The organism is Streptomyces sp. NPDC001933 (assembly GCF_042890955.1).
In the GTDB taxonomy this organism is placed as follows: domain Bacteria; phylum Actinomycetota; class Actinomycetes; order Streptomycetales; family Streptomycetaceae; genus Streptomyces.
The window spans coordinates 526,883-550,378 of sequence record NZ_JBIASS010000001.1 but is presented as its reverse complement, the minus strand read 5'-3'; the positions used below and the strand labels follow the sequence as shown (position 1 = coordinate 550,378).

Genomic DNA, 23,496 nt, shown 5'->3' with positions numbered 1-23,496 from the left:
CTTCACCGCTCCTGTCCCGGGGCTGCGCCGATGGCCCCGTCCGCCCCGGAGCGGGCCCGCTCCGGGATCGTGCCCCCGCGTGACCAGGCCAGGAGTTCACCGGCCGGCCAGGTGGTGACGACGCGTTCCGCCGGGACCAGGCACTCCTCGGCCCGGGCGCAGCCGTGGATCTGCCAGTCCAGCTGTCCGGGCGCGTGGGCGTCGGTGTCGATGGCGAAGAGGGTGCCCGCCGCGACGGCGCGGCTCAGCAGCCTGCGGGGCGGGTCGAGCCGTTCCGGCCGGCTGTTGATCTCCACCGCGGTGCCGGCCTCGGCGCATGCGGCGAAGACCGCGTCCGCGTCGAACCGGGACTCCGGGCGTTTCCGGTCCGCGACCAGCCGCCCCGTGCAGTGCCCGAGGATGTCCGCCCGCGGGTGGCGGACGGCCGCGATCAGGCGCCTGGTCATCGCGGCCGGGTCCATCCGCAGCTTGGAGTGGGCGGAGACGACCACGACGTCCAGCCGCTCCAGCAGCTCGTCGTCCTGGTCGAGGGAGCCGTCGGGGAGGATGTCGCACTCGATGCCGGTGAGCAGCCGGAACGGCGCCCACCGCGCGTTGAGCTCGGCGACCGCGTCCAGCTGGCGGCGCAGCCGGTCCGGGGAGAGGCCGTTCGCCACGGTCAGCCGGGGCGAGTGGTCGGTGAGGGCCGCCCACTCGTGGCCCAGTTCCGCCGCGGTGCGGCCCATCTCCTCGATCGGGCTGCCGCCGTCCGACCAGTCGGAGTGCAGATGGCAGTCGCCGCGCTGGAGGGCGAGGAGCTCCGCGCCGCCCTCGGCGGGCCGGGCCGTGGCCTCCTCCTCCGCCTCCAGCCGTTCCAGATAGCCGGGCACGTCCCCGGCCACCGCCTCCCGGATCACCTGCGCGGTCTTCGGGCCGATGCCCTTGACCGCCTCCAGCGAACCGGCCGCCGCACGCCGGACCGCCTCGCCGTCCGGCATCGCGGCCACCGCGTCGGCGGCCGCGCGGAACGCCCGCACACGGTAGGTGTCGGCCCTGCCGCGTTCGAGCAGGAAGGCGATCCGTTTCAGGGCGCGGACGGGCTCCATCGGCACCTCCACGGGGCCGCCGGACACTATGGGCTCTCCCATCCAGCTTCGCTCAGCCCGGCCCGGCCCGCACAGCGGCACCGGGTGACGGCTCAGCCGAACGCGGCGCGCTCCAGCCAGAAGTCCAGCAGCTCCGCGTCACCGAGCACCTCGACCCGGTCGCTGTCCGGCGCCAGGCGCCGGTTGAAGACCAGCATGACGTCGGTGAGCGGGCCGCGCAGCGCGACGGTGGCCTTCTCGTGGGCGCTCCGCCAGGCGAAGCCGTCCTCGCCGAACTCGATCAGCCATTCGGCGCCGGGCACGTCCGTGGCGTGCAGATGGATGGAGCGTCCGGCCCCGGTCAGCTCGGCGGCCTCCCTGTCGCCCGCGGCCCGCGCGAAGGCGACGATCTCCAGCCACTCCTCGATCGTGTCGGCGGCCAGCTCCGGCGCCACCTCGTACCCGGTCCGCGCGGTGAGTGCCGCGTCGGCGTGGTGGACGATCGTCTCGTGCGCCATACGGCGTGCCCAGAAGCCGGTGCTCCCCTCCCAGCCCCAGGACCACACCTTCTGTTCCGGGCCCGCGGCCCGCAGCGCCTCGACGGTCCGGGCCGCGCCCTCGGCCAGCCAGGCGTCGAGCGCGGCGGGGTCGTCGCTCCCGGGGGCGGAGTCCGGTACCTGCTCCGGTGGGACCACCTCGGTGGCCCGGGTGCGTACGATCTCGCCGACCCAGCGATGGGCCCGGCCGACGTGGAGAACGAGCTCGCGCAGGGTCCAGTCGGGGCAGGTCGGGACGGTGGCGCCGAGGTCCGCGCCACGGATCGTGGCTCTCAACGCGTCGGTACGGGCGATGACTTCGTCACAGTAGCGGTCGTGCGTGAGTCGGCTCATGCCACGCACCCTAGTTCGATCACGGGCCGAACCCCACCGATTACCCGCCGAGCTGCGAGGAGCTGGGCACCTTGTCCTTCACCTCGGCGCCCGCGCTGCTGCCGGCCGACTTGATGCTGTTGATCACGCCCTCGAAGGCGCCGATGTCACCCGCGCCCGCCTCGCCCTTGCGGAGCTTCTCGCCGAGCCCCTTGAGCGCTTCGATGCCCGCCGTCAGCGGTGCGACCGCCTTGGACAGCAGCGGATCGCCCTTGGCGTTGGCCACCGCCGCCTTCAGCCGGTTGTAGGTGAAGCTGCCCGCGAGTCCGGCCTTGACCAGGGCGAGCGTCCGCCCGTCCGCGCCCTTCTTGAACTTGCCCGCCCGGTACGGCTTCACGATCCACTGGTACGTCGCCCCGGCCGCGAGCCCGGCGTTGGCGACGAACCGCGCCTTGGCGAACTTCTGCGCCTGGGCCGACGACGTGCCGCTCGGGGACGCGGAACTGCTCGCGCTGTTGCCGTCGCCGCCACCGCACCCGGTGGCGCCCACGACCAGGGCGCAGCACAGCAGCAGCGGGACGACGAAACGGCGCAACGGTACGGAACCGGTCACGGCGGAACTGGGCACAGCGGGCCTCCCTGGCCGGGCGCATCAGGGCGATCTCAACGGTGAGTGACGAAGTCGGCCACTCTCGGTAAGGTTCGCCCGGCCCTGGACGGCGTGCCACTCGGGAAACGCCGTCCGGGTCCCGCTCCGCCTCCGCTCGGCCCCCAGGGCCTCTCGTTTGGATCATGCCGGGCTCGCGTGCCCTAACGGCAGCAGTCCGGCTCCAGTCCGCGCGGCAGGTGTGCGCCGCCGAAGACCTCCGCGGTCGCCTCGTCGCCGCCGAGCGCGGCCACGGCGAGCAGCAGCGATCCGGCCGTCCAGGTGGTGAGCTCCTGGGGCCAGAAGTCCCGGTCGCCCTCGAAGACGTAACCGGTCCAGTACATGCCGCCCTCGGCGCGCAGGTGCTGGATGGACTGGAGGATCTCCAGCGCCCGGTCGGACTCGCCCATCATCCAGAGCGCCAGGGCGAGTTCGCAGCTCTCGCCGCCGGTCACCCAGGGGTTGGGCAGCACGCAGCGCACCCCGAGGCCGGGGACGACGAAGCGGTCCCAGCTCTCCTCGATGCGCTCCTTGGCGGCCGCCCCGGTAAGCGCGCCGCCGAGGACCGGGTAGTACCAGTCCATCGAGTAGTGGCTCTTGTCCAGGAAGCGTTCCGGGTGGTTGCGGATCGCATGGCTCAGCGCGCCGGTCGCCAACTCCCAGTCGGGCTGCGGCTCCTCGCGCCGTTCGGCGATGGCGAGCGCGCAGCGCAGGGCCTGGTGGATGGAGGAGCAGCCGGTCAGCAGCGCGTCGTCGACGGGGGTTCCGTCGGCCTCGCGCTTCCAGCCGATCTGGCCGCCGGGCTGCTGGAGCCGCAGGACGAACTCGACGGCGGCGTAGACGGTCGGCCACATCCGGTCGACGAACGCGTCGTCACCGGTGGCGAGATAGTGGTGCCAGACGCCGACGGCCACGTACGCGCAGAAGTTGGTCTCCAGCGAGCGGTCGGTCGGCCGGTCCGGGTCGCCGTCGTGGTACGCGGCGTACCAGGAGCCGTCCTCGTTCTGGTGCCGGGCCAGCCAGTCGTACGCGCGCTCCGCGGCGGCGTGTTCGCCGGCCACGTCGAGGGCCATGGCGGCCTCGGTGTGGTCCCACGGGTCGAGGTGGTGGCCGCGGAACCAGGGCAGGGCGCCGTCCTCGCGCTGGACGGCGAGGAGGGCTGCGACGGTCTCGGCGGCCTGCTCGGCGGTGAGGACCCCGGGCAGTACGAGGTGCTCGGTCTGCTCGGGAACGGTCACGCCTCGGCCTTGGTGAGGTCCTCGGCTGCGGCGGCCACGGGCAGGTGCGGCTTGGTCGCGTACGCCACGAAGCTCTTGCCGACGACCGGGTTGAGCAGCTGCTCGGCGACCCGGGTGGCCATGGGCTTCTTCATGATGTCCCAGACCAGCAGCTTGTGGTACGCGCGGACCGGCAGCGCTTTGTCGTTGTCGACACCGAAGGCGCACTTGAGCCACCAGTACGGCGAGTGCAGGGCGTGGGCGTGGTGGGTGCCGTACGGCTTGAGGCCGGCGCCGCGGATCTTGCCGAGCAGTTCGTCGGCCTTGTAGATGCGGATGTGGCCGCCCTCGACCTCGTGGTAGGCGTCGGAGAGCGTCCAGCAGACCTTCTCGGGGCCGTAGCGCGGCACGGTGATCGCGATCCGGCCGCCGGGCCTGAGGACCCGGACCATCTCGGCGAGTACGCCCTTGTCGTCGGGGATGTGCTCCATGACCTCGGAGATGATCACGACGTCGAAGGACTCGTCGGGGAACGGCAGGTTGAGCGCGTCGCCCTCCATCGCGGTGGCGGTGGCGCCCTCGGGGGCCTCGCCGGCCTCCTTCATCGCGGCGAACCACTTCGCGACCTCGCGGATCTCCTCGCCGTTCTGGTCGAGGGCCACGACCTGGGCGCCGCGCCGGTAGCACTCGAAGGCGTGGCGTCCGGCGCCGCAGCCCAGGTCGAGCACTCGGTCACCTGCGGCGAGCGGGAAGCGGGTGAAGTCCACGGTCAGCACGAATGCCTGCTTTCGCGGTCGGGGGGAGGGCGGGGGCGGGTACGACGGGAACGGTCGGTGGTGTCAACGACGGCGGCCGGGGCGCATGGCTCCGGACCGGGCGGCGATCGCCTCGCGGTAGAGGGCGGCGGTTCCGATGGCGGCCTGCTTCCAGGTGAAGCGGGCGAGCACCCGCTCGCGGCCCGCGGCGCCGAGCCGGGCGCGCAGCTCCGGGTCGCCGAGCAGCCGAGCGAGCGCGTCGGCCAGCGCCCCGGCGTCGGCGGGCGGGACGGCCAGGCAGGTCTCGCCGTCCGGGCCCGCGACCTCGGGGATCGCGCCGCCGGTGGTGGCGACGAGCGGGGTACCGGTCGCCATGGCCTCGGCGGCGGGCAGCGAGAAGCCTTCGTACAGCGAGGGGACGCAGGCGATCTGGGCGCCGCGCACCAGGTCGACGAGCTCGGCGTCGCTGATGCCCTTGACGAACTCGACGGCGTCCTGGAGTCCGTGCCGCTCGATGGCCTGGGCGACCGGACCGTCCTCGGCCCGCTTGCCGACGACCACGAGGTGCGCCTTCGGGTTCCCGGTACGGAGCTTGGCGAGCGCCTCGACGAGGTGGACGAGGCCCTTGAGCGGGACATCGGCGCTGGAGGTGGTGACGATCCGGCCGGGCACCTCGGCGACCGAGGGGTCCGGGGACCAGAGATCGGTGTCGGCGCCGATGTGCACGACGTGGATGCGGTCCCGGCGCACCCCGAGGTGGTCGACGATCTCCTGCTGGGAGGAGCCGGAGACGGTGAGCACCGAGGGCAGCCGTCGGGCGACCCGCTTCTGCATGCGGGTGAAGCCGTACCAGCGGCGTACGGAGGCGCGTCGGCGGCGGGTGTCGGCGGCGTCCAGATCGAGCTGCCGGTCGACGGTGATGGGGTGGTGGATCGTGGTGACGAGCGGGGCGCCGAGGTCCGCGAGCAGTCCGTAGCCGAGCGTCTGGTTGTCGTGGATGACGTCGAACTCGCCGCGGCGGGCGGCGAGATGGCGCCGGGCTCGCAGGCTGAAGGTGAGCGGTTCCGGGAAGCCGCCGGTCCACATGGTGGCGACCTCGGCGGCGTCGATCCAGTCGCGGTACTCGCCGCGCTTCGGGGTGCGGAACGGGTCGGGCTGGCGGTAGAGGTCCAGGCTCGGCAGCTCGGTGAGCGGGACGCCCTCGTCGAGCACCGGGTAGGGCTGGGCGCCTATCACCTCGACGCTGTGGCCGAGGCGGGCGAGCTCGCGGGAGAGGTGGCGTACGTAGACGCCCTGGCCGCCGCAGAAGGGGTTGCCCTTGTAGGTGAGGAGTGCGATGCGCAACGGGCGGTCGTCGGCGGTGCCGGACGTGTCGCTGCCCGTGCGGGGGCCCGACTCTATGGCCTCAGCGGTCACACTCGGCCCCCTTCTCCCTGCGTGTTCGCCGGAGCGTAACCGCTCACGCTAATCTAGAACAAGTTTCAGACTGGAAAGTTCAATGAGCTACGAATCTACCGGCAGGTAGCGTCGGTGCAACGGCCGGATCAGGTGATTCGCGCCACCACCGGGCACGCTGGCATGCTGTGCGCCCCCGGGAGACCGAGCGCCTCCCTCCGGTCGCGGACAGAAGCCATGGATGGGGACACATGACAGCTGAGGCCAAGTCGGCATCGCCGCCCCTGACCGAACGCCAGGAGGCCCGCCGCCGCCGCATCCTGCACGCCAGCGCCCAGCTCGCCGGCCGGGGCGGTTTCGAGGCGGTGCAGATGCGCGAGGTCGCGGAGGAGGCCGGGGTCGCCCTGGGCACGCTGTACCGCTACTTCCCGTCCAAGATCCATCTGCTGGTCGCCACCATGCAGGACCAGCTCCAGCACATGCACACGACGCTGCACAAACGCCCCCCGGCCGGCACGGACCCGGCGCAGCGGGTCGCCGACACCCTGATGCGGGCCTTCCGCGCGCTCCAGCGCGAGCCGCATCTGGCGGACGCGATGGTGCGGGCGCTGACCTTCGCGGACCGCAGCGTCAGCCCGGAGGTGGACACCGTCTCGCGGATCACCACGGCGATCATCCTGGACGCGATGGGCCTGGAGCATCCGACGTCGGAGCAGCTGTCCGCGGTCCGCGTCATCGAGCACACCTGGCACTCGGCGCTGATCACCTGGCTCTCGGGGCGGGCGTCGATCGCCCAGGTGAAGATCGACATCGAGATGGTCTGCCGACTGATCGACGTGACGAAGCCCACGGAAGCCCACTAGCACATACGGACCCCGTTTCGCGGCGTTTTCATCACACTCCTCTCACTGTTCTGACCGAAAGGGCCACAAGCGGCTACTTACCATGGTCATGACCAGTACCGATGGAGAGGAAGACATGGCTGACCAGTCAGTAACCGCAGGTGGCGCAGCGGGCACGCAGGCCCCGGGCGGACCGGGATTCGGCGCCCAGCCGCCGGCCGGTTACGGAACCCCCGGTGGTGCCGTGCTGCCCAGCGGCAAGGCGACCGCCTCGATGGTTCTCGGCATTCTCGGCCTGGTGCTCATCCCGATCATTCCGCCGATCATCGCGCTGTGCCTCGGCATCTCGGCCAAGCGGATGGCCGACCGGGGCGAGGGCAGCGGCCGCGGCCAAGCGGTCGCCGGCATCGTGATGGGCTCCATCGGCATCGCGTTCGCCGTGCTCGGCATCATCGTGGCCACGGTCCAGGGCATCGGCGCGATGTAACGGGCCACCGCCCGGAAATCGCGCACCACGTACCGGCCGCGCCGGGGAACCGTACGATCCGGTTCCCCGGCGCGGCTTCGGCCTTTCCGGGCCCCATGTGCGGCCCCCACATGCGCATCGCGTCAGGTGGGGCGGTCTGCACCATGTCGACGGCTCCACGGTGTTCATACGGTTCGGCGACATCACATGAACACGCCGAGGAGCCGGTCACCATGCGTCGCAGAGCCACAGGCACCGTCCGTCACCGCAGATCCCTCCACGCCGCCGTCGCGCTGGCCTCCGCCGGTCTCGTGCTCGCCGGGTGCACCGCCGCCGGGAAGGCCGGCGAGAACGACTCCGGCGGGGGCTCGAAGGACGGCACCGTAAAGGTGGGTCTGGTGTACTCCCGGACCGGGCTCCTCGCGGACTACGGGAAGCAGTACCGCGACGGGTTCATGGCGGGCCTGGACCACGCCACGAAGGGCACCGGCAAGGTGGCCGGGCACCGGATCGAGGTCACCGAACAGGACGACGCGGGCGACCCCGGCAAGGCGGTCTCCGCCGCCAAGAACCTGATCGGCAAGGGCTACAAGGTGCTGGCCGGCACCACCGATTCCGGCGTGGCGCTCCAGATGGCGCCGCTCGCCGCCCAGAACAAGGTGCTGTACATCAGCGGCCCGGCCGCCACCGACGCCGTGACCGGCATCAACGAGTACACCTTCCGCTCGGGCCGGCAGTCCTACCAGGACATCCTCACCGCCGGGACGATGCTCGGCGAGGCCAAGGGCAAGAAGGTCACGGTGCTGGCCCAGGACTCCACGTTCGGCCAGGCCAATGTCGCCGCCGTGAAGGCAGTCCTCGGCGCCAGGGGCGCGAAGGTCGGCTCCGTACTGGCTCCGCCCAGCGCCACCGACCTGACCCCGTTCGCCCGGCAGGTCAAGGCGGGCGGGCCCGATCTGGTCTTCGTCGCCTGGGCCGGTTCGACCGCGCCCGCGCTGTGGACCGCGCTGGACCAGCAGGGCGTGCTGGAGGCGGGCAAGGTCGTCACGGGCCTGGCCGGAACGGCCTCGTACCCGGTCTTCGGCGACGCCGGTTCCAAGGTGTCGTTCCTGGCGCACTACTTCCCCGGCGCGGGCGGCGGCAACGCCGTGGAGAAGTCCATGATCGACTCGGTCGGGAAGGCCGGCGGCACCCCGGACCTCTTCACCCCCGACGGCTTCACCGCCGCGCAGATGGTGGTGCGCGCGATCGAGGAGGGCGGCGCCACCGACACCGCCGCCATGGTGAAGGCCCTGGAGGGCTGGAGCTTCGACGGGGTGAAGGGCAAGGAGCAGGTCCGGGCCGAGGACCACGCCCTGGTGCAGCCGATGTTCGTCGCGAAGCTCAAGGGGAAGGGCGCCGCTGCCCGGCCGGAGCTGGTGAGCACCGCGCCGATGGACGAGGTGGCGCCGCCCGCCAAGCCCTCGGCGGGCTGACCGGTGGCCGTACCGGACACCACCGCACGGCGCACGGCCGGGGCGCGGAACACCGCCCCGGTGCTCCAGCTGACCGGGCTCGGCTGGGGCGTCGGCGGGGCGACGATCGTCGAGGACGTCACACTCGGCGTCCACGAGGGCGAGTTCCTCGCCTTCATCGGCCCCAACGGGGCGGGCAAGACCTCCCTGTTCAACCTGATCAGCGGGCTGACCACGGCCACCTCCGGCACCATCGCGCTGGACGGCACCGACATGACGGCCGACCCCGCGCACGCACGGGCGCGGCGCGGCATCGGCCGCACCTTCCAGACGTCCAGCCTCTGGCCGGCGATGAGCGTCGCCGACCACGTCCGGCTGGCCGCCCAGGCGGCCCGGGGCGGCTCGTACCGGCTGTGGCGGCGGGCCTCCCGGTACGCCGCCGAGGTGGACGGCGTACTGGAACGCACCGGCCTGGGCCACCGGGCACGGGCGACGGCGGCCGAGCTGTCGCACGGCGAGAAGCGGAAACTGGAGCTCGCGGTGCTGCTGGTGGGCGAGCCGCGCCTCATGCTGCTCGACGAGCCGATGGCCGGGGTCAGCGCGGAGGAGGTCCCCGCGCTCACCGAACTCATCCGCACCCTGCACCGCGACGAGGGCCGCACCGTCCTGATGGTCGAGCACCACATGGACGTACTGCTGGGGCTGGCCGACCGGCTCGCCGTGATGCACCACGGAAAGCTGCTGGCGCTGGACACCCCCGAGGCAGTGACCGCCGACCCGACCGTCCAGCAGGCCTATCTCGGGGAGGGGCTGTGACCACCGGACCCCTGCTCGCCGTACGGGACCTGCGGGTCCTGATCGGCGGCCGGCACATCCTGCACGGCGTCGACCTGGACGTGGCCCGGCACGGCGTGACCGCGCTGCTCGGCCGCAACGGCGCCGGGAAGACCACGACCGTGCGCGGCGTCCTCGGTCTCGTCCCGCGCACCGGCAGCGTACGGCTGGACGGCGAGGAGACCGTGGCGATGCCCACCCACACCGTGGTGCGCCTCGGCATCGGATACGCCCCCGAGGACCGGGGCGTCTTCGCCGGGCTGACCGTCGCGGAGAACCTGCGGCTGGCCGAGCGGCACGGCGCGGACGGGCCCGCGTACGGACTCGTCCATGAGCTGTTCCCCGAACTGAAGCGACGGGAGCGGCAGTTGGCGGGAACGCTGTCCGGCGGACAGCAGCAGATGGTGGCGATCGGCCGCACCCTCCTCAACGGCAACCGGCTGATCATCGCCGACGAACCCACCAAGGGCCTGGCGCCCAAGGTGGTCACCGAGGTCGCCCAGGTGCTGGAGCGGGCGGCCGAGGCGGTGCCGGTGCTGCTCGTGGAGCAGAACCTCGCCGTCGTGCGGCGCCTGGCCGAGCACTGCGCGGTGCTCGCCGACGGCCGGACGGCCCACCAGGGACCGGCCGCCGAGCTGCTGGGCGACGCGGAGACGGCACGGCGGCTGCTGGGTGTCGGACACGGCCCGGCCACCAAAGCACCTTCCGTGGAGGCGGATTCCTGATGTCCACCGTCGTTCTGCTCACCATGACCGGACTCGGTCTGGGAGCCCTCTACTTCCTGATCGCGTCGGGACTCTCGCTGATCTTCGGCCTGATGGACGTGCTCAACTTCGCGCACGGGGCGCTGCTGTCCATCGGCGCGTACGGCACCTGGTGGGCGGCCTCCGGCCATCTGCCCGGCGCCGGTCCCGGCGGGGCGGGCTTCGTCCTCGCGGTCCTGTTCGGTACGGCGGTGGGCACCGCGGCCGCCGTGCTGCTGGAACTCGCCGTCGTCCGCCCGCTCTACACCCGGCCGCGCGAGCAGGTGCTCGCCACCGTCGGGGTGGGGCTCGCCGTCCCGGCCCTGCTGTCGGGCATCTGGGGTTCGGACGCCCGTACCTTCCCGGGCCCGAAGGCGCTGTCCGGCACCTTCGGACTGTTCGGCGCCCAGGTGCCGGTCAACCGGCTGGTCCTGGTCGCGGCGGCCCTCGTCGTGCTCGTGGCGCTGCGGCTCTTCCTGGGCCGCACCCGGCACGGACTGGTCGTACGGGCCGGGGTCGAGGACCGGGCGATGGTCACCGCGCTCGGCATCGACGTACGGAAGGCGTTCACGCTCGTCTTCGCGATCGGCGGCTGCGTGGCCGCGCTCGGCGGGGCGCTCGGCGGCCTGTACTTCGGCTCGGTCGACCCGCGCCAGGGCACCTCGCTGCTGATCTTCGCGTTCGTCGTGGTGGTCACCGGGGGCATGGGGTCGGTGAGCGGCGCCGCCGTGGCGTCCGTCGTCATCGGCCTGGTCCAGCAGTTCGCCAACTACTACACCGCAGCGGGCCTCGGCGACCTGGCCGTCGTCGTCCTGCTCGCCGCGCTGCTGCTCGTACGGCCGCGCGGACTGACCGGGAGGCTCGCGTGAGCACCGCCACCGAGACACAACACCGCACCGGCGAGGAACACCCGGCCGCGCGGGCCCCGGCGAACACCGCCCGGCTGCTGCGCCGCTGGTGGCCCGCCGCCGCACTGCTGGTCCTTGCCCTCGCCCCGTTCAGCGCACTGCCGCTGCCGGGACTCCTGGACGGGCCGCTGGGCAGCCCGGGAAGTCTCCAACTCATAGCCACCTGCCTGCTGTTCGGCGCGCTGGCGACCGGATACGACCTGCTGCTCGGCCGCACCGGGCTGCTCTCCTTCGGGCACGCCCTGTACTTCGCGGCGGGCAGCTACGCCACGAACACGTTCCTGCTGGAGGCGGGCCTCCCGTTCGCCGTGTCCGCACTGCTCGGCGTCTGCTGCGGGATCGCGCTCGCGCTGGTCCTGGGGTCGGTGAGCCTGCGGGTCACCGGCATCGGCTTCTCCATGGTGACGCTGGCGTTCGCCCAGGCCGGGTCGATCCTGGTCTCCCGCAACCCGGGCGGTCTGACCGGCGGCGAGGAGGGCCGGGCCGCCCCCGCCGAGCTGCTGCCGTCCGGGCTGGTGGGCATCGAAAACACCGCGAACCTCTACTGGCTGGCCCTCGCCTACCTCGTCCTGACGCTCGCCGTCGTCCACCGGGCGGTCAACTCCCCCACCGGGCGCGTCTGGGAGGGCATCAAGGAGAACGAGCGCCGGGTGGAGGTGCTGGGGCTGAAGCCGTACGGGTTCAAGCTCACCGCCTTCGTCCTGGCGGGCGCGCTGGCCGCGCTCGGCGGTCTGGTGCACCTGCTGCTCACCGGCGGCTCGACCCCGCAGACCACCACCTCCGACTTCACCCTGTCGCTGCTGGTGATGGTGGTGCTGGGCGGGTCCGGCACCCGGTGGGGGCCGATGGCCGGCGGCATCCTCTACACCTGGGCCGATCACCGGCTCGGCGATCTGGCCGGCTCGGGCGTGGTCGCCGAACTGCCCGCGGTGCTGCGGGTGCCGCTCTCCCAGCCGCTGTTCCTGCTCGGTGTGCTGTTCGTGGCCGTGGTACACCTGCTGCCCGGCGGACTGGCCAGGCTGCCGTCCCGGCTGCGCGCGGCACGCCGTACGCCCGCCGGCGCCGAAACGTCCATGGACAGGAAGTCCCGGAAGGAGAACGGACGCCCGTGATCGCATACGAAGAGGTACGAGTCCCCGTGACCGGGGGCGAGTTGGCGGTGCTGCGGTGGCCGGCCCGGGAACCCGGCGCCCCGGTCGTCGTCGCCCTGCACGGCATCACGGCCAACGCGCTGTCCTGGGGGCCGGTGGCGAGACTGCTGGACGGCCGGGTCACGCTGGTCGCGCCGGACCTGCGCGGCCGGGCCGGGAGTTCGGCGCTGCCCGGTCCGTACGGGATCGCCGCGCACGCCGACGACGCGGCCGCCGTGGCCGCGGCGCTGGGCATGGGCCGGGTGGTGCTGGCGGGCCATTCGATGGGCGCGTTCGTGGCGGCGCTGGCCGCCGTACGGCACCCGGAGCGGTTCGGGCCGCTGCTGCTGGTCGACGGCGGCATCGGCTTCCCCGCCCCCACCCACCTGTCCCCGGACGAGCTGATGACCGCCGTGATCGGCCCGGCGATGGACCGGCTGTCGATGACCTTTCCGGACCGGGCCGCGTACCGCTCGTTCTGGCAGGCGCACCCCGCGTTCGCGGATGCCTGGTCGGACGAGGTGGACGCGTACATCCAGCGCGATCTGACCGGGGACGAGCCCGCCCTGCGCTCCACCTGCCGGATCGAGGCGGTGCGCACCGACGGCATCAACCTCTTCGACGAGGAGGTGCTGTCGGCGGTGCGGAAGCTGCCCGTCCCGGCGACGCTGCTGTGGGCGCAGCGCGGGCTGATGGACGAGGAGCAGGGGCTGTACGACGAGAACCGGCTGGCGGCGGCGGAGCTCGGGGGTACGCGGGTGACCCCGGTGGCGGTCCCGGACGTCAACCACTACACGGTGCTGACCGGGGACGCGGGCGGCAAGGAGATCGCACGCCGGCTCCTGGACCTGTCGGGGGCCTGAGGGGCCGGGGGCCGGGGCGCCACCGGTCGCGGCCGGACTCCGAGGGAGCGAGCCGGGGCGCTACCGGTCCCGGCCGCCGCCCGCCAGCAGGTGTAGCCGCAGGGCGAGTTGCAGTTCCAGGGCGCGCCCCGGCTCGTTCCAGTCGCGCCCCAGCAGCACCTGCACCCGGTCCAGCCGCTGCACCACCGTGTTGACGTGCACGTGGAGTTCGTCCTTGGCGCGGACGAGGCTGCCCCCGGAGCCGAAGTAGGCGCCGAGGGTGCGCACCAGGTGGGTGCCGCGCTGCGCGTCGTACTCCAGCAGCGGACCGAGCGTCGCGGAGACGAAGCCGTCGACGTCCTGCGCGTTGCCCAGCACCACGCCCAGGAAGCCGAGTTCCCCGACGCAGGCCCCTTCGCCCGTGCGCCCGAGGACCCGCATCGCGCGCAGACAGCGGGCGGCCTCCCCGTACGCGGCGGCCAGTTCCCGGGCTCCGCGTGCCGGGCCGGCGGCGGCGACGGTGACGGGGGTCTGGGCGAGCCGGCCGAGCTGGGCCGCCGCCGCGCGCGCCACGTCGCCCGCGGCCGGTCCGGGGTCACCGGCCGCCACCAGCAGCACCACGGCCCCGGCGTGTTCCGCGCTCACCCCGTGGATGCCCCCGCCGAACAGATAGCGCATCGCGGCGGGGGCCAGCCGCTCCCGGGCCCCGCCCTCGGCCACCAGCAGCAGATGCGGGCGGTCGAGGTCGATGCCCAGGCGCCGGCCGCGTTCGGTGAGTCCGGCCGGGTCGCGGTCCGCGTCGGTCAGCAGGTCGGAGACCAGCTCGCCGCGTATCCGGTTCTCGGTCTCGGCGACGGTGCGCCGCAGCAGCAGGAGCAGTCCGGTGACCACCGAGGCCCGCTCGAACAGCCGCCGGTCGGAGTCGTCGAGCTGTCCGCGCCGGTGCAGGACCAGTCCGGCCAGGAGTTCCTGCCCGGCGAGGACGGCGCAGATCCACCGGCCGTCGCGGTGCACGGCGCGGGCGCCGGTACGGGACTCCTCGGCGGTCTCGGCCAGCCATCCGGCGTCCATGCCGTCGGCGGCGAAGTCCGCGCCGTCGGGCCGGACGGCCGCCAGGGGCCGCCCGCCGGGGTCGTGGATGGTCAGCGGGGAGTCCAGCAGCCCCGCGACCGCCGTCGCGACGTCCTTGACGTCCCGGCCGCGCAGCACCAGGTCGGTCAGCCGGTCGTGGGACTCCTCGGCCCGTCGCATGGCCGCCGAGTGCGCCCGTACCGCCGCGTTGGCCTCGGCCAGCTCGGCGTTCGCGCCCGCCAGTTCGTCCAGCGCGGACCGGGTGTCGGCGAGCGCGCGGGCGGTGTCGATGGCGATCGCGGCATGGGCGGCGAGCGAGCAGAGCAGGGCGACCTCGTCGGGGCTGAACACGCGGGGCGACCGGTCGGCGGCGAAGAGGACGCCGATGACCTTTCCGGCCCCGCCGCGGCTGGAGCCGAGGAGGAGCGGCACGCCCAGGATGGCGACGAGCCCCTCGTCCAGTACCCCGGCGTTGATGTTGCGGGTGTGGTGGAAGCGGTCGTCGGTGCGGTAGTCGGGGGTCGCGTACGGTCGCGCGGTCTGCGCCACCAGGCCGCCCAGCCCGTGGCCGAGCTCCAGCCGCAACCGCTGGAAGACCACCGACACCGATCCGTCGGTGACCCGCATGTAGGTGTCGCCCGCCTCCTCGTCGGGGAGGGTGAGGTAGGCGGTGTCGGTGCCGAGCAGCATCCTGGCCCGGCGGACGATCGCCTTGAGCACGTCGTCGAGGTCGCGGGAGGCGGCCAGGTCGCCCGCCGTGTCGAAGAGCGCGGTGAGCTGGAGCTCGCGGCGGCGGTGCTGGCGCAGGGCGCCCCTGATCCGCAGGGCGGTGGCGGTGGCCCGCTCCACCTCCGCCAGGTCGCCGGCGGGCACCCCGGCGGCCCGCGCCTGCGAGGAGACGGCGCCCAGCGCCTCGGCGGGGGCGTCGTCGGCCAGCAGGTCGAGCAGGCGTCGCAGATGGGGCGCGGCGGAAGCGGAGGTGGAGGCGGAGGTGGACGGTTCAGACATGGGCGGCCGGGATTCGTAGGGGGCGGGGGGCGGTCGGCGCTCCGGGCGCCGACCCGGGGGTTCGGTCGGCGGTCCGGCCTCCGCCCCGGGAGGTCAGTTGGCGGTCCAGCCGCCGTCCATGGAGAGCGAGGTTCCGGTGATGTGCCCGGTGCGCGGCCCGCAGAGCCACAGCACGGCCTCGGCGACGTCGGCGGGCTCGATCAGCCGCTTGATGGCGCTGCGTTCCAGCATGACCCGGCCCACCACCTCCTCCTCGGAGATGCCGTGCGTACGGGCCTGGTCGGCGATCTGGTTCTCGACCAGCGGGGTGCGTACGTACCCGGGGCAGACGCAGTTGCTCGTCACCCCGTGCTCCGCCGCTTCGAGCGCGACCACCTTGCTGAGTCCCTCCAGTGCGTGTTTGGCCGTCACATAGGCCGACTTGTAGGGGCTGGCCCGCAGTCCGTGCACAGACGAGATGTTGACCACGCGCCCCCAGCCGCGTTCGTACATGCCCGGCAGGGTCCGGCGCAAGATGCGGAACGGGGTCTCCACCATGACGCGCTGGATCAGTGCGAAGCGGTCCGGCGGGAATTCGTGCACGGGCGCGACGTGCTGAAGCCCGGCGTTGTTGACCACGATGTCCGCGTCGGCGGGCAGGGTGTCCACCACGTCGGGGACGGCGAGGTCGACCACCCACGCCGTCCCGCCGATCGCCGCCGCCAGGCTCTTCGCCGCCTCGGCGGCCTTGTCCACCACGTGCACATGGGCGCCGGACGCCGCCAGGGCCTGTGCGCAGGCCCGCCCGATACCGCTCGCGGCGCCGGTCACCAGCGCGGTGCGCCCGGCGAGCGGCGGGTTCGCGGAGGGCGGGGCGGTGAGCGGGGCGGGCCCGGGGGCCGGGCGCTGAGGAGTCTCCATGGCCGTCACCGTAAGGAGGCCGGGGCCCACGTCACACGGGGTCGGTGCACACACCGCCGTACAGCGGCATGGTGGCGGCACACATGGGGCGGGTCCGGCGGCGGGCCGTCGGGTGCGCCGGACCGGCCCCGGGCGCCGCGCGGTGGCACGAGGGACGCAACGGCGGCGCCGCACACAGCCGGGAGCGGGGAGTTGTCCGCCGGGCCCATGGGCGCGGACTCCCCCGCCCCCTAGCGTCCGCACCGCGGTTCCCCACCCAGGAGCCGGACCACCCCCCACAGGGAGGCACCCGTGCGCCCATCGATCCTGCGACGCCTGCTCCGGCGCGTCGCCTCCACCGCCGCTCTCGCCCTCGTCGCGGCGACGCCGAGCACGGCCGCGGCCGTGCAGCCGGCCGCGGCCGCCGGCGGTCTGCAACAGGTCACCGGCTTCGGTTCGAATCCCGGGAACCTCCAGATGTACGAGTACGCCCCGGCCGGACTGCCCGCGAACGCGCCGCTGGTCGTCGCGCTGCACGGCTGCACGCAGACCGCGAACGACTACTACACCTCCTCGGGCTGGCCGAAGTACGCCGACCTGTGGGGCTTCGCCGTGGTCTTCCCGCAGACCTCGGCCGCCAACAACGCGCTGTCCTGCTTCGGCTGGTTCGATCCGGCCGAGGACAGCAGGGGCCGGGGCGAGGCCGCCTCGATCGTGCAGATGGTGCAGTACGCCGAGCAGCAGTACGGCTCGGACGGCCGCCGGGTGTACGTCACCGGCCTCTCGGCGGGCGGCGGCATGACGGCCGATCTGCTGGCCGCGTACCCGGACGTGTTCGCGGGCGGCTCCGTGGCCTCGGGTCTGCCCGCCCAGTGCGCGACGAGCCAGGCGGGCGCGTCCGGCTGCCAGACCGGGCCGCAGAAGCTGACGCCCGCGCAGTGGGGCGACAAGGTGCGCGGCGCCCACCCCGGGTACGCGGGGCCCTGGCCCCGGGTGGCGATCTGGCAGGGCACCGCCGACCACACCGTGTATCCCGCCAATGCCACGGCCCTGCGCGACCAGTGGACGGACGTCTGGGGCATCGGCCAGACCCCGTCGGCCACCGACACCCTCCCCGGCAGCACCACGCGCAGCGTGTACGAGGACGCCTCGGGCAATCCCGCGGTGGTGACGTACTCCGTCTCCGGCATGGGCCACGGTCTGGCCGTGAGTCCCGGCTCGGGCACCGAGCAGTGCGGGGCGACGGCCGCGTACTTCCTGAACGCCATCTGCTCGACGTACCACACCGGCGTCTTCTGGGGCCTGGACCAGGACGTCCCCGGCGGCGGTGAGCAGCTGCCCGCCCCGTCCGGCCTGCGGGTCACCGGCGTCACGGCGGACAGCGTCTCGCTGGCCTGGGACACGGTGGCGGGCGCGGACTCGTACGCGGTGCACCGTGACGGCGCGAAGGTCGCCACCACCGCCTCCGCCTCGTACACGGACCCGGGTCTCACCGCCGGCACGGCGTACCGCTACACGGTGGCGGCGGTCGACGGATCGGGCACCCCCGGCACCGCCTCGCCCCAGGTGACGGCGACCACGACCGGCGCCGCCCCGGCGCGGTGCTTCACGGCGACCAACTACGCGCAGGTGGCGGCGGGCCGGGCACACACCACCGGCGGTCTCGTGTACGCCAACGGCTCGGACCAGAACATGGGCCTGTACAACGTCTTCGTCACCCATACCCTGCGGGAGTCGCCGCCCGGACACTTCGTGATCGCCGACACGGGGTGCACCGCCTGAGAGGCGCCCGGTCCCGGACCGGCGCGGTCAGGTCCTGCGCAGGTCCGGGGCCCGGCTCCATGTATTCGGCGACGGTGTGGCCGTCGCGCGCGGCCTCCAGGACGGACTCGGTGATCAGGGCTGCGGCTTCGCTGTGGTTGAGCTTGGTCCCCCGGTCCCTGCGGCGGCGGGCCAGGTCCGCGACCACGTAGACGTGAAGTTTGTCGATTTCCCGCGGTGCGAGGTTCATGGCGTCACGTCAGCTTTCTCGAAGGCGTTCATCGAAGGCGTTTTCTCGTAGTTGTTTTCTTGAGTTGTTTCTCGAAGTTGTTTCCCGAAGGAGAACCCGGGCCGGTCCAGAGCCGGAGCGGCTGCCAGGAAGAGCCAGGTCGTCACGGTGAACGGCCAGGTGAAGGGGGTTGTGCCGGACGTCCGGGCGAAGGCTTCCCAGGCGGCGCTGAAGGGGACCGAGGCCACGGCGGCGAGCGCGGCGTACCCGCCGGTCCACGGGGTGGGGGTCAGGAAGGTGGCGGCCAGCGCGATGGCGCAGAGCACCGCGTTGTAGCCGTACAGCCCCTCGGTGATCCTGTCCGCGGGCAGCCCCGCCGCACAGGCGGTGAGCAGCGCGAGAACGCTGCCGCAGACCGCCGCGAGGGCCGCGGTCCGGGAGGCGACGAGGAGCCCGGCGAGCAGGATCAGGCCCGCGTGCCAGTTGTCCAGGAAGAAGATCTGGCCGATGTTGTTGCAGAACGCGTGCCAGGCCTCGGCGGCCGTCAGCTCGGTGAACCCCGGAACCCGGGTGGCCACGCCCGCGGTGACCGGGGCGCCGGGCAGTGCGATCGTCAGCGCCCCGGCGACCAGACAGTAAGGGGCTGTCAGGACCGGCAGCCCGAGCGGAGCGAGGAGCCGCCCCGCGGCAGCGCTCAGCACCGAGCAGACGGCCGCGCCGAGCACGGCCAGCACGGCGGTCTGCCACGAGGCGCCGAGCCGTACGACGAGGGCGATGCCGGTCAGGCAACCGCAGTAGCCCTGAAGCCCTTTGCCCACTCCCTGCCGGTCGGCACCCAGCAGGACCGCAGCCCCGGCGGACGAGGCGGCACCGAGCAGGCCGTACACCCCGATACGCCAGCCGCCGGTGAACAGCGCGAGGGTGAACAGCAGCCCGGACCAGGGACTGGGGACGAGTGCCACCTGGGCGACGCCGCGCAGTTGCACCAGTCCGGCGCGGAGAGAAGGCCGGTCCGGTGCCGGCGCCGCCTGTTCCGCTGCGGGCATGTCATCTCCTTTGAGGACATGGCAAATTGGCTCATATCCCTCCGGCACTCCGGGGGATCGGGATCTTGATCAACAATCTGTTGAGACAGTACGCCCGGTAACAACCCGACAATGGCGCCGGGTTGGCGCATCCCAACGTGACGACACGAACATGTTCAGACATGTCCGCAGATGAGGGGCGCACCTGCGGGGCACCTGGCGGAGTGTTTCGGCCCCGCGTCCGAGGGAACCTTGGTCAGAGGTTGAACGTTTCGCACCCGTTGCTTGACTGATCGTTTGACCGAACCGGGAAGTCGCAGCCACACGCCTTCCGGTACCGCGCACTCAGGCATTTCGACCGGGAACACGCACGCATTGCCGGCACCGGTAAATACCGGGGTCGCCCGGACTGCGGTCTCGCGCTACTTCAACGATAAAGTCATCTCGGCAACATGACACGACCCCGTCGTCGGTGTGCGCGCACTGCACCGCCCACACACCGACGACAGGGTCGGACCGCGGCCACCGAAGCGGGACCGCAGAAATACTCGCCCGGGGGCCGCCATGCTATTCGTTTACATCTTTTCTGCCGCCATCGCCGTAGGCACGGTTTCCTATATCATTCATCTTTCCCTCCGCGACCGAATGATCGATGCACATGGCCGGGACATTCGGGCCCTGGTGGAGGACGTTCGCCGCGTCGCCGAATATGACGGCGGGTCCATCACCATCGAATACCGGCTCTCATGGCACGAGGACGGCGAAACCAAATACGCGGAAGGCAGGGAAACCATCCTTGCCCGCCGCTCGCCGCAGGTACAGAAAGGCTGCGAGGTCGATATCAAGTACCTGGATGACGACCACATTTCGTTCGCCTTCGACAAGTGACCCGCCGGACAGCCCTCGGACCTCAGCCCTCCTCGGCCCCCAGCCCTCCTCGATCCTCAGTCCTCCGGCGGAAAGACGACCTCCCCCGTCCCGATCAGCGTGATCGTGATCGCCTCGACCGGGCACCCCTCGGCAGCCGTGAGGACCTTCTCGTCGGCGTCGGTCTCCGGGTGCGACGGGCGCGACTGCCGGGCGGAGTCCAGCGCGAACCGGCCCGGCGCGTGGTTCAGGCACATCCCGGAGCCGATGCAGATGCTCCGGTCGACCTCGACGGCCCAGCGGTCCCCCATCACGCCCCCTCATATCCGGCCGGCAGGTGGATCATCTTGTGCTCGAAGTACTCGCCGTACCCCTCGGGGCCGAACTCCCGCCCCAGACCGGAGTTCTTGTACCCGCCGAACGGGCCGAGCATGTCGAGGCTGAAGGTGTTCACGCTGTACGTGCCCGTCCTGACCCGGCGGGCGATGTCGATGCCGCGTTCGGTGTCGGCGGTCCAGACGCTGCCGCTGAGGCCGTAGTCGGAGTCGTTGGCGATCCGTACGGCCTCGTCCTCGTCGCCGTACGGCAGCAGGCAGATGACGGGGCCGAAGATCTCCTCGCGGGCGATGCGCATGGAGTTGTCCACGTCTCCGAAGAGGGTCGGTTCGACGTACCAGCCCCGCTCCTGGGACGCCGGACGGCCGCCACCGGTAAGGATCTTGGCGCCTTCGTCCTGCCCGATCCTGATGTAGTCCAGCGAGCGTTGCTGCTGGCGCCGCGCGACCAGCGGCCCGAGTTCGGTGGCCGGGTCGAGCGGATCGCCGACCTTCAGCGCACCCGCCGCGGCGGCGAACGCCTCGGCCGTCTCGTCGTAGCGGGAGCGCGGTACGAGAATGCGGGTCTGGGCCACGCACGCCTGGCCGTTGATCATCCAGGCGAAGGGGACGATACCCGCGACGGCGGCGTCCAGATCGGCGTCGGGGAGGATCACGGCGGCGGACTTGCCGCCCAGCTCCAGGGTGACCCGGGTGAGATTGCGGGAGGCGACCTCCATCACCCGGCGGCCGGCGGCCACCGACCCGGTGAACGACACCTTGTCGATGCCGGGGTGCCCGACCAGGTACTCGCTGACCTCGCGGTCGGCCGGGAGGATGGAGAGCACGCCCTCCGGCAGTCCGGCATCGGCGGCGATCTCGGCCAGGATGTAGGCGTCCAGCGGCGATTCGGGCGAGACCTTGAGCACGGCGGAGCAGCCGGCCAGCAGCGCGGGCGCGAGCTTGGCGGCGGCGGTGAACTGCGGAACGTTCCACGGCACCACGGCCGCGACCACCCCGACCGGCTCCCGCCGCACCAGCAGCGGCCCGAGCGCCCCGGCCCGCCGCTCCTCGTACGCGAATTCGCGGGCAACGGTGATCGCCGAGTCCCACACCATCATCGCGGCGAGGGCCTGCACCATGACGCTCGACGTGTACGGCGTACCGTTCTCCGAGCTGATGACCCGGGCGATCTCCTCGTACCGGACGGCGAACGCGTCCTTGATCCTGGTCACCACCGCGATCCGCTCGTCCAGGCTCATCCTGGGCCAGGGCCCCTCGTCGAACGCCCGCCGCCCGGCGGCGACGGCCGCGTCCACGTCCGCCTCACAGGCATGGGGCACCCGGCCGATGACCTGCTCGGTGTGGGGCGAGACGACCTCGATGGTGTCCCGGCCCAGCGGATCGACCAACTCCCCGCCGATGAACAGTTTTCCGTGTTCGACAAGCTCGGTCATGACTGCTGCCTCCCGCGGCGCGGTGCGTTGCCCGAATCGACGTCCGGTCCGGATCGACATCCGACTCGGTATCCGACCGGGTGCCCGACTCAGGATCTGACTCTGTGTCAGAACTGATACCAGTTCCAGTTCCAGGAGTCCACGTCCGTGACAACACCCCGAACCAGATGGTCGACCGGGGCTACTACTGGAACAAGTTCTCGTTACAGTGGGTGCGACGCACCCACACGCGGGCGCGACGGATCGCAGCCGCACGTCGCCGAGAGAGATGGGGACCTCATGACGCAGGTGACCGACCACGGCGGAGGCGTGCACAGCATCAAGGTGCCCATCCCGGACAATCCGCTGGGCCACACCCTCGTGCACGTCCTGGACACCGATCGGGGACCGGTCCTGATCGACACCGGATGGGACGATCCCGAGGCCTGGGACACGCTCTGCGCCGGACTCGCCGCCGTCGGTACGGAGATGGCCGACATCCACGGGGTGGTCATCACCCACCACCACCCCGACCACCACGGGCTCTCCGGGCAGGTGCGTGAGGCCTCCGGGGCCTGGATCGCCATGCACGCGGCTGACGCCGCGCTCGTGCGCCGTGCCCGGGAGTCCGAACCCGGCAGGTGGCTGACGTATCTCGCGGCCAAGCTCACCGCGGTCGGAGCGCCCGAGGAGCATCTCGCGCCGTTGCGGGCCGCCGCGGCCGACGGGGGCCGGATGCGGACGCTGCCGGGGCAGCGGGCCGCGCTCCCGGACCGCGAGATCGTCCCCGGTGAGCTGCTCGATCTGGCGGGGCGCAGGCTGCGGGCGATCTGGACGCCGGGGCACACGCCGGGGCATGTGTGCCTGCACCTGGAGGAGGAGCACCCGGGCAATCTGCCGGGCCGGGGGCGGCTCTTCTCGGGGGATCACCTGCTGCCGGGGATCAGTCCGCACATCGGGCTGTACGAGGACCCGGACGACGCCGCGGTCACCGACCCCCTCGGCGACTACCTCGACTCGCTGGAGCGGATCGGCCGGCTCGGGGCCGCCGAGGTGTTGCCCGCCCACCAGTACGCCTTCACCGATGCGGCGGGGCGGGTACGGGAGCTCCTCGGGCATCACGAGGAGCGGCTGACCGGGCTGCTCGGGCTGCTGGCGGAGCCGCTGACGCCGTGGGAGCTGGCCGAGCGGATGGAGTGGAACCGGCCCTGGGAGCAGATCCCGCACGGCTCCCGGAACATCGCCGTCTCGGAGGCGGAGGCGCATCTGCGGCGGCTGGTGAAACTCGGGCGCGCGGAGGCGGTGCCGGGGGCCGATCCGGTGGCGTACATCGCGGTGTGAGGAGTGGCGGGCCGGTGAGGTGCGTTGCTGCGTGAGCGGTGGCGGGCCGGTGAGGTGCGTTGCTGCGTGAGCGGTGGCGGGCCGGTGGCGTGCGTTGCTGCGTGAGCGGTGGCGGGCCGGTGGCGTGCGGCGCGGTGTGACGGTCGCGTGCCTCTCGGTGCGAGCGCGGCCTGCGGTGCGGAGCGGGACGGTGTGATGTACGTCTCGGTGTGATCAGGGGCGCTCCTCCCGGCCCGGACCCCGCCAGGACCCGCCCGGTACAGTGTGTGGGTCGTCATCATGCCCGTTCAGGGGGAAGCCGGTGCGAATCCGGCACTGACCACGCAGCCGTGAACCGTCTTCGCAGGCGGTGAGTCGGAATGCCCTGTCCGCGGTCGTGACCGGCTCGGACCACCGGATC

At 72.4% G+C, this 23,496-nt stretch carries 22 protein-coding genes, 1 pseudogene and 1 riboswitch; of the genes and pseudogenes, 11 read left to right on the top strand and 12 right to left on the bottom strand.

What is annotated here, in order from left to right; all coding sequences use genetic code 11:
• Positions 1-2: 2 nt before the first annotated feature.
• The 6 genes from ACFYY7_RS02415 to ACFYY7_RS02390 all read right to left on the bottom strand — a co-directional run bounded on the left by ACFYY7_RS02415 (position 3) and on the right by ACFYY7_RS02390 (position 5,967).
• Positions 3-1,085: a PHP domain-containing protein gene (locus ACFYY7_RS02415; protein ID WP_388657089.1), complete on the bottom strand. Its 1,083-nt coding sequence runs from the start codon at positions 1,083-1,085 to the stop codon at positions 3-5.
• A 92-nt stretch (positions 1,086-1,177) separates the two neighbouring features.
• Positions 1,178-1,954, bottom strand: a complete 777-nt coding sequence (locus tag ACFYY7_RS02410) for a maleylpyruvate isomerase family mycothiol-dependent enzyme (RefSeq protein ID WP_388655968.1) — start codon at positions 1,952-1,954, stop codon at positions 1,178-1,180.
• 40 nt (positions 1,955-1,994) lie between these two features.
• The gene (locus ACFYY7_RS02405; protein WP_388657087.1) at positions 1,995-2,546 is read right to left on the bottom strand and encodes a hypothetical protein; all 552 of its coding nucleotides are present in this window, start codon (positions 2,544-2,546) and stop codon (positions 1,995-1,997) included.
• 197 nt (positions 2,547-2,743) lie between these two features.
• Positions 2,744-3,817, bottom strand: a complete 1,074-nt coding sequence (locus ACFYY7_RS02400) for a prenyltransferase/squalene oxidase repeat-containing protein (RefSeq protein WP_388655965.1) — start codon at positions 3,815-3,817, stop codon at positions 2,744-2,746.
• Positions 3,814-4,572 carry a class I SAM-dependent methyltransferase gene (locus ACFYY7_RS02395; RefSeq protein WP_266737108.1) on the bottom strand — a complete coding sequence of 253 codons (759 nt, stop codon included), beginning with the start codon at positions 4,570-4,572 and terminating at the stop codon, positions 3,814-3,816. Before ACFYY7_RS02395 ends, ACFYY7_RS02400 begins: the two co-directional genes overlap by 4 nt.
• 63 nt (positions 4,573-4,635) lie before the next feature.
• Positions 4,636-5,967 (bottom strand): glycosyltransferase family 4 protein, encoded by a 1,332-nt coding sequence (locus ACFYY7_RS02390; protein WP_388655961.1) that lies wholly within the window; start codon positions 5,965-5,967, stop codon positions 4,636-4,638.
• 230 nt (positions 5,968-6,197) lie between these two features.
• Here ACFYY7_RS02390 and ACFYY7_RS02385 point away from each other — a divergent pair, with 230 nt between their 5' ends.
• From ACFYY7_RS02385 to ACFYY7_RS02350, 8 genes are all read left to right on the top strand, one after another.
• Positions 6,198-6,809 (top strand): TetR family transcriptional regulator, encoded by a 612-nt coding sequence (locus ACFYY7_RS02385; RefSeq protein ID WP_388655958.1) that lies wholly within the window; start codon positions 6,198-6,200, stop codon positions 6,807-6,809.
• A gap of 115 nt (positions 6,810-6,924) precedes the next feature.
• On the top strand, positions 6,925-7,275 hold the full coding sequence (locus ACFYY7_RS02380; protein ID WP_388655955.1) for a DUF4190 domain-containing protein: 351 nt from the start codon (positions 6,925-6,927) through the stop codon (positions 7,273-7,275).
• A 212-nt stretch (positions 7,276-7,487) separates the two neighbouring features.
• Positions 7,488-8,729, top strand: a complete 1,242-nt coding sequence (locus ACFYY7_RS02375; RefSeq protein ID WP_388655952.1) for a substrate-binding domain-containing protein — start codon at positions 7,488-7,490, stop codon at positions 8,727-8,729.
• Between the two features lie 3 nt (positions 8,730-8,732).
• Positions 8,733-9,524: an ABC transporter ATP-binding protein gene (locus ACFYY7_RS02370; protein ID WP_388655950.1), complete on the top strand. Its 792-nt coding sequence runs from the start codon at positions 8,733-8,735 to the stop codon at positions 9,522-9,524.
• Positions 9,521-10,267 (top strand): ABC transporter ATP-binding protein, encoded by a 747-nt coding sequence (locus ACFYY7_RS02365; RefSeq protein WP_388655947.1) that lies wholly within the window; start codon positions 9,521-9,523, stop codon positions 10,265-10,267. Before ACFYY7_RS02370 ends, ACFYY7_RS02365 begins: the two co-directional genes overlap by 4 nt.
• A complete protein-coding gene (locus ACFYY7_RS02360) occupies positions 10,267-11,154 on the top strand; it encodes a branched-chain amino acid ABC transporter permease (RefSeq protein ID WP_072483430.1) in 888 nt (295 codons plus the stop codon). The genes ACFYY7_RS02365 and ACFYY7_RS02360 overlap by 1 nt, the downstream gene beginning before the upstream one ends.
• Positions 11,151-12,305 (top strand): branched-chain amino acid ABC transporter permease, encoded by a 1,155-nt coding sequence (locus ACFYY7_RS02355; protein ID WP_388655944.1) that lies wholly within the window; start codon positions 11,151-11,153, stop codon positions 12,303-12,305. The genes ACFYY7_RS02360 and ACFYY7_RS02355 overlap by 4 nt, the downstream gene beginning before the upstream one ends.
• Positions 12,302-13,186 carry an alpha/beta hydrolase gene (locus tag ACFYY7_RS02350; RefSeq protein ID WP_388655941.1) on the top strand — a complete coding sequence of 295 codons (885 nt, stop codon included), beginning with the start codon at positions 12,302-12,304 and terminating at the stop codon, positions 13,184-13,186. The genes ACFYY7_RS02355 and ACFYY7_RS02350 overlap by 4 nt, the downstream gene beginning before the upstream one ends.
• A 60-nt stretch (positions 13,187-13,246) precedes the next feature.
• Here the strand turns inward: ACFYY7_RS02350 and ACFYY7_RS02345 are convergent, their stop codons facing one another.
• Both ACFYY7_RS02345 and ACFYY7_RS02340 read right to left on the bottom strand, forming a co-directional pair.
• Entirely contained in the window at positions 13,247-15,244 is a 1,998-nt protein-coding gene (locus ACFYY7_RS02345; RefSeq protein ID WP_388655939.1) for a helix-turn-helix domain-containing protein, read from the bottom strand.
• A 93-nt stretch (positions 15,245-15,337) separates the two neighbouring features.
• The gene (locus ACFYY7_RS02340; protein ID WP_388655936.1) at positions 15,338-16,144 is read right to left on the bottom strand and encodes a 3-hydroxybutyrate dehydrogenase; all 807 of its coding nucleotides are present in this window, start codon (positions 16,142-16,144) and stop codon (positions 15,338-15,340) included.
• A 291-nt stretch (positions 16,145-16,435) separates the two neighbouring features.
• On the opposite strand from ACFYY7_RS02340, the gene ACFYY7_RS02335 reads away from it, so the two are divergent.
• The gene (locus ACFYY7_RS02335) at positions 16,436-17,905 is read left to right on the top strand and encodes a PHB depolymerase family esterase (RefSeq protein ID WP_388655933.1); all 1,470 of its coding nucleotides are present in this window, start codon (positions 16,436-16,438) and stop codon (positions 17,903-17,905) included.
• A gap of 49 nt (positions 17,906-17,954) precedes the next feature.
• Here ACFYY7_RS02335 and ACFYY7_RS02330 read toward each other — a convergent pair.
• Together ACFYY7_RS02330 and ACFYY7_RS02325 are read right to left on the bottom strand one after the other, a co-directional pair.
• Positions 17,955-18,134 (bottom strand): annotated as a pseudogene (locus ACFYY7_RS02330) (urease subunit gamma); the annotation flags it as partial.
• Positions 18,131-19,159 carry an urea transporter gene (locus ACFYY7_RS02325; protein ID WP_388655930.1) on the bottom strand — a complete coding sequence of 343 codons (1,029 nt, stop codon included), beginning with the start codon at positions 19,157-19,159 and terminating at the stop codon, positions 18,131-18,133. The gene ACFYY7_RS02325 and the pseudogene ACFYY7_RS02330, both read right to left, overlap by 4 nt.
• Before the next feature lie 543 nt (positions 19,160-19,702).
• Between ACFYY7_RS02325 and ACFYY7_RS02320 the strand changes: the two genes are divergently transcribed.
• On the top strand, positions 19,703-20,026 hold the full coding sequence (locus ACFYY7_RS02320; RefSeq protein WP_388655927.1) for a hypothetical protein: 324 nt from the start codon (positions 19,703-19,705) through the stop codon (positions 20,024-20,026).
• A 56-nt stretch (positions 20,027-20,082) separates the two neighbouring features.
• Here the strand turns inward: ACFYY7_RS02320 and ACFYY7_RS02315 are convergent, their stop codons facing one another.
• Positions 20,083-20,316, bottom strand: a complete 234-nt coding sequence (locus tag ACFYY7_RS02315) for a ferredoxin (protein ID WP_388655924.1) — start codon at positions 20,314-20,316, stop codon at positions 20,083-20,085.
• Positions 20,316-21,776, bottom strand: coding sequence for an aldehyde dehydrogenase (locus tag ACFYY7_RS02310; protein ID WP_388655921.1), 1,461 nt, complete (start codon positions 21,774-21,776; stop codon positions 20,316-20,318). Before ACFYY7_RS02310 ends, ACFYY7_RS02315 begins: the two co-directional genes overlap by 1 nt.
• 279 nt (positions 21,777-22,055) lie before the next feature.
• Here ACFYY7_RS02310 and ACFYY7_RS02305 point away from each other — a divergent pair, with 279 nt between their 5' ends.
• A complete protein-coding gene (locus ACFYY7_RS02305) occupies positions 22,056-23,096 on the top strand; it encodes an MBL fold metallo-hydrolase (RefSeq protein WP_388655919.1) in 1,041 nt (346 codons plus the stop codon).
• Positions 23,097-23,347: 251 nt separating this feature from the next.
• Positions 23,348-23,483, top strand: a riboswitch (cobalamin riboswitch).
• The last annotated feature ends 13 nt before the right edge of the window (positions 23,484-23,496 follow it).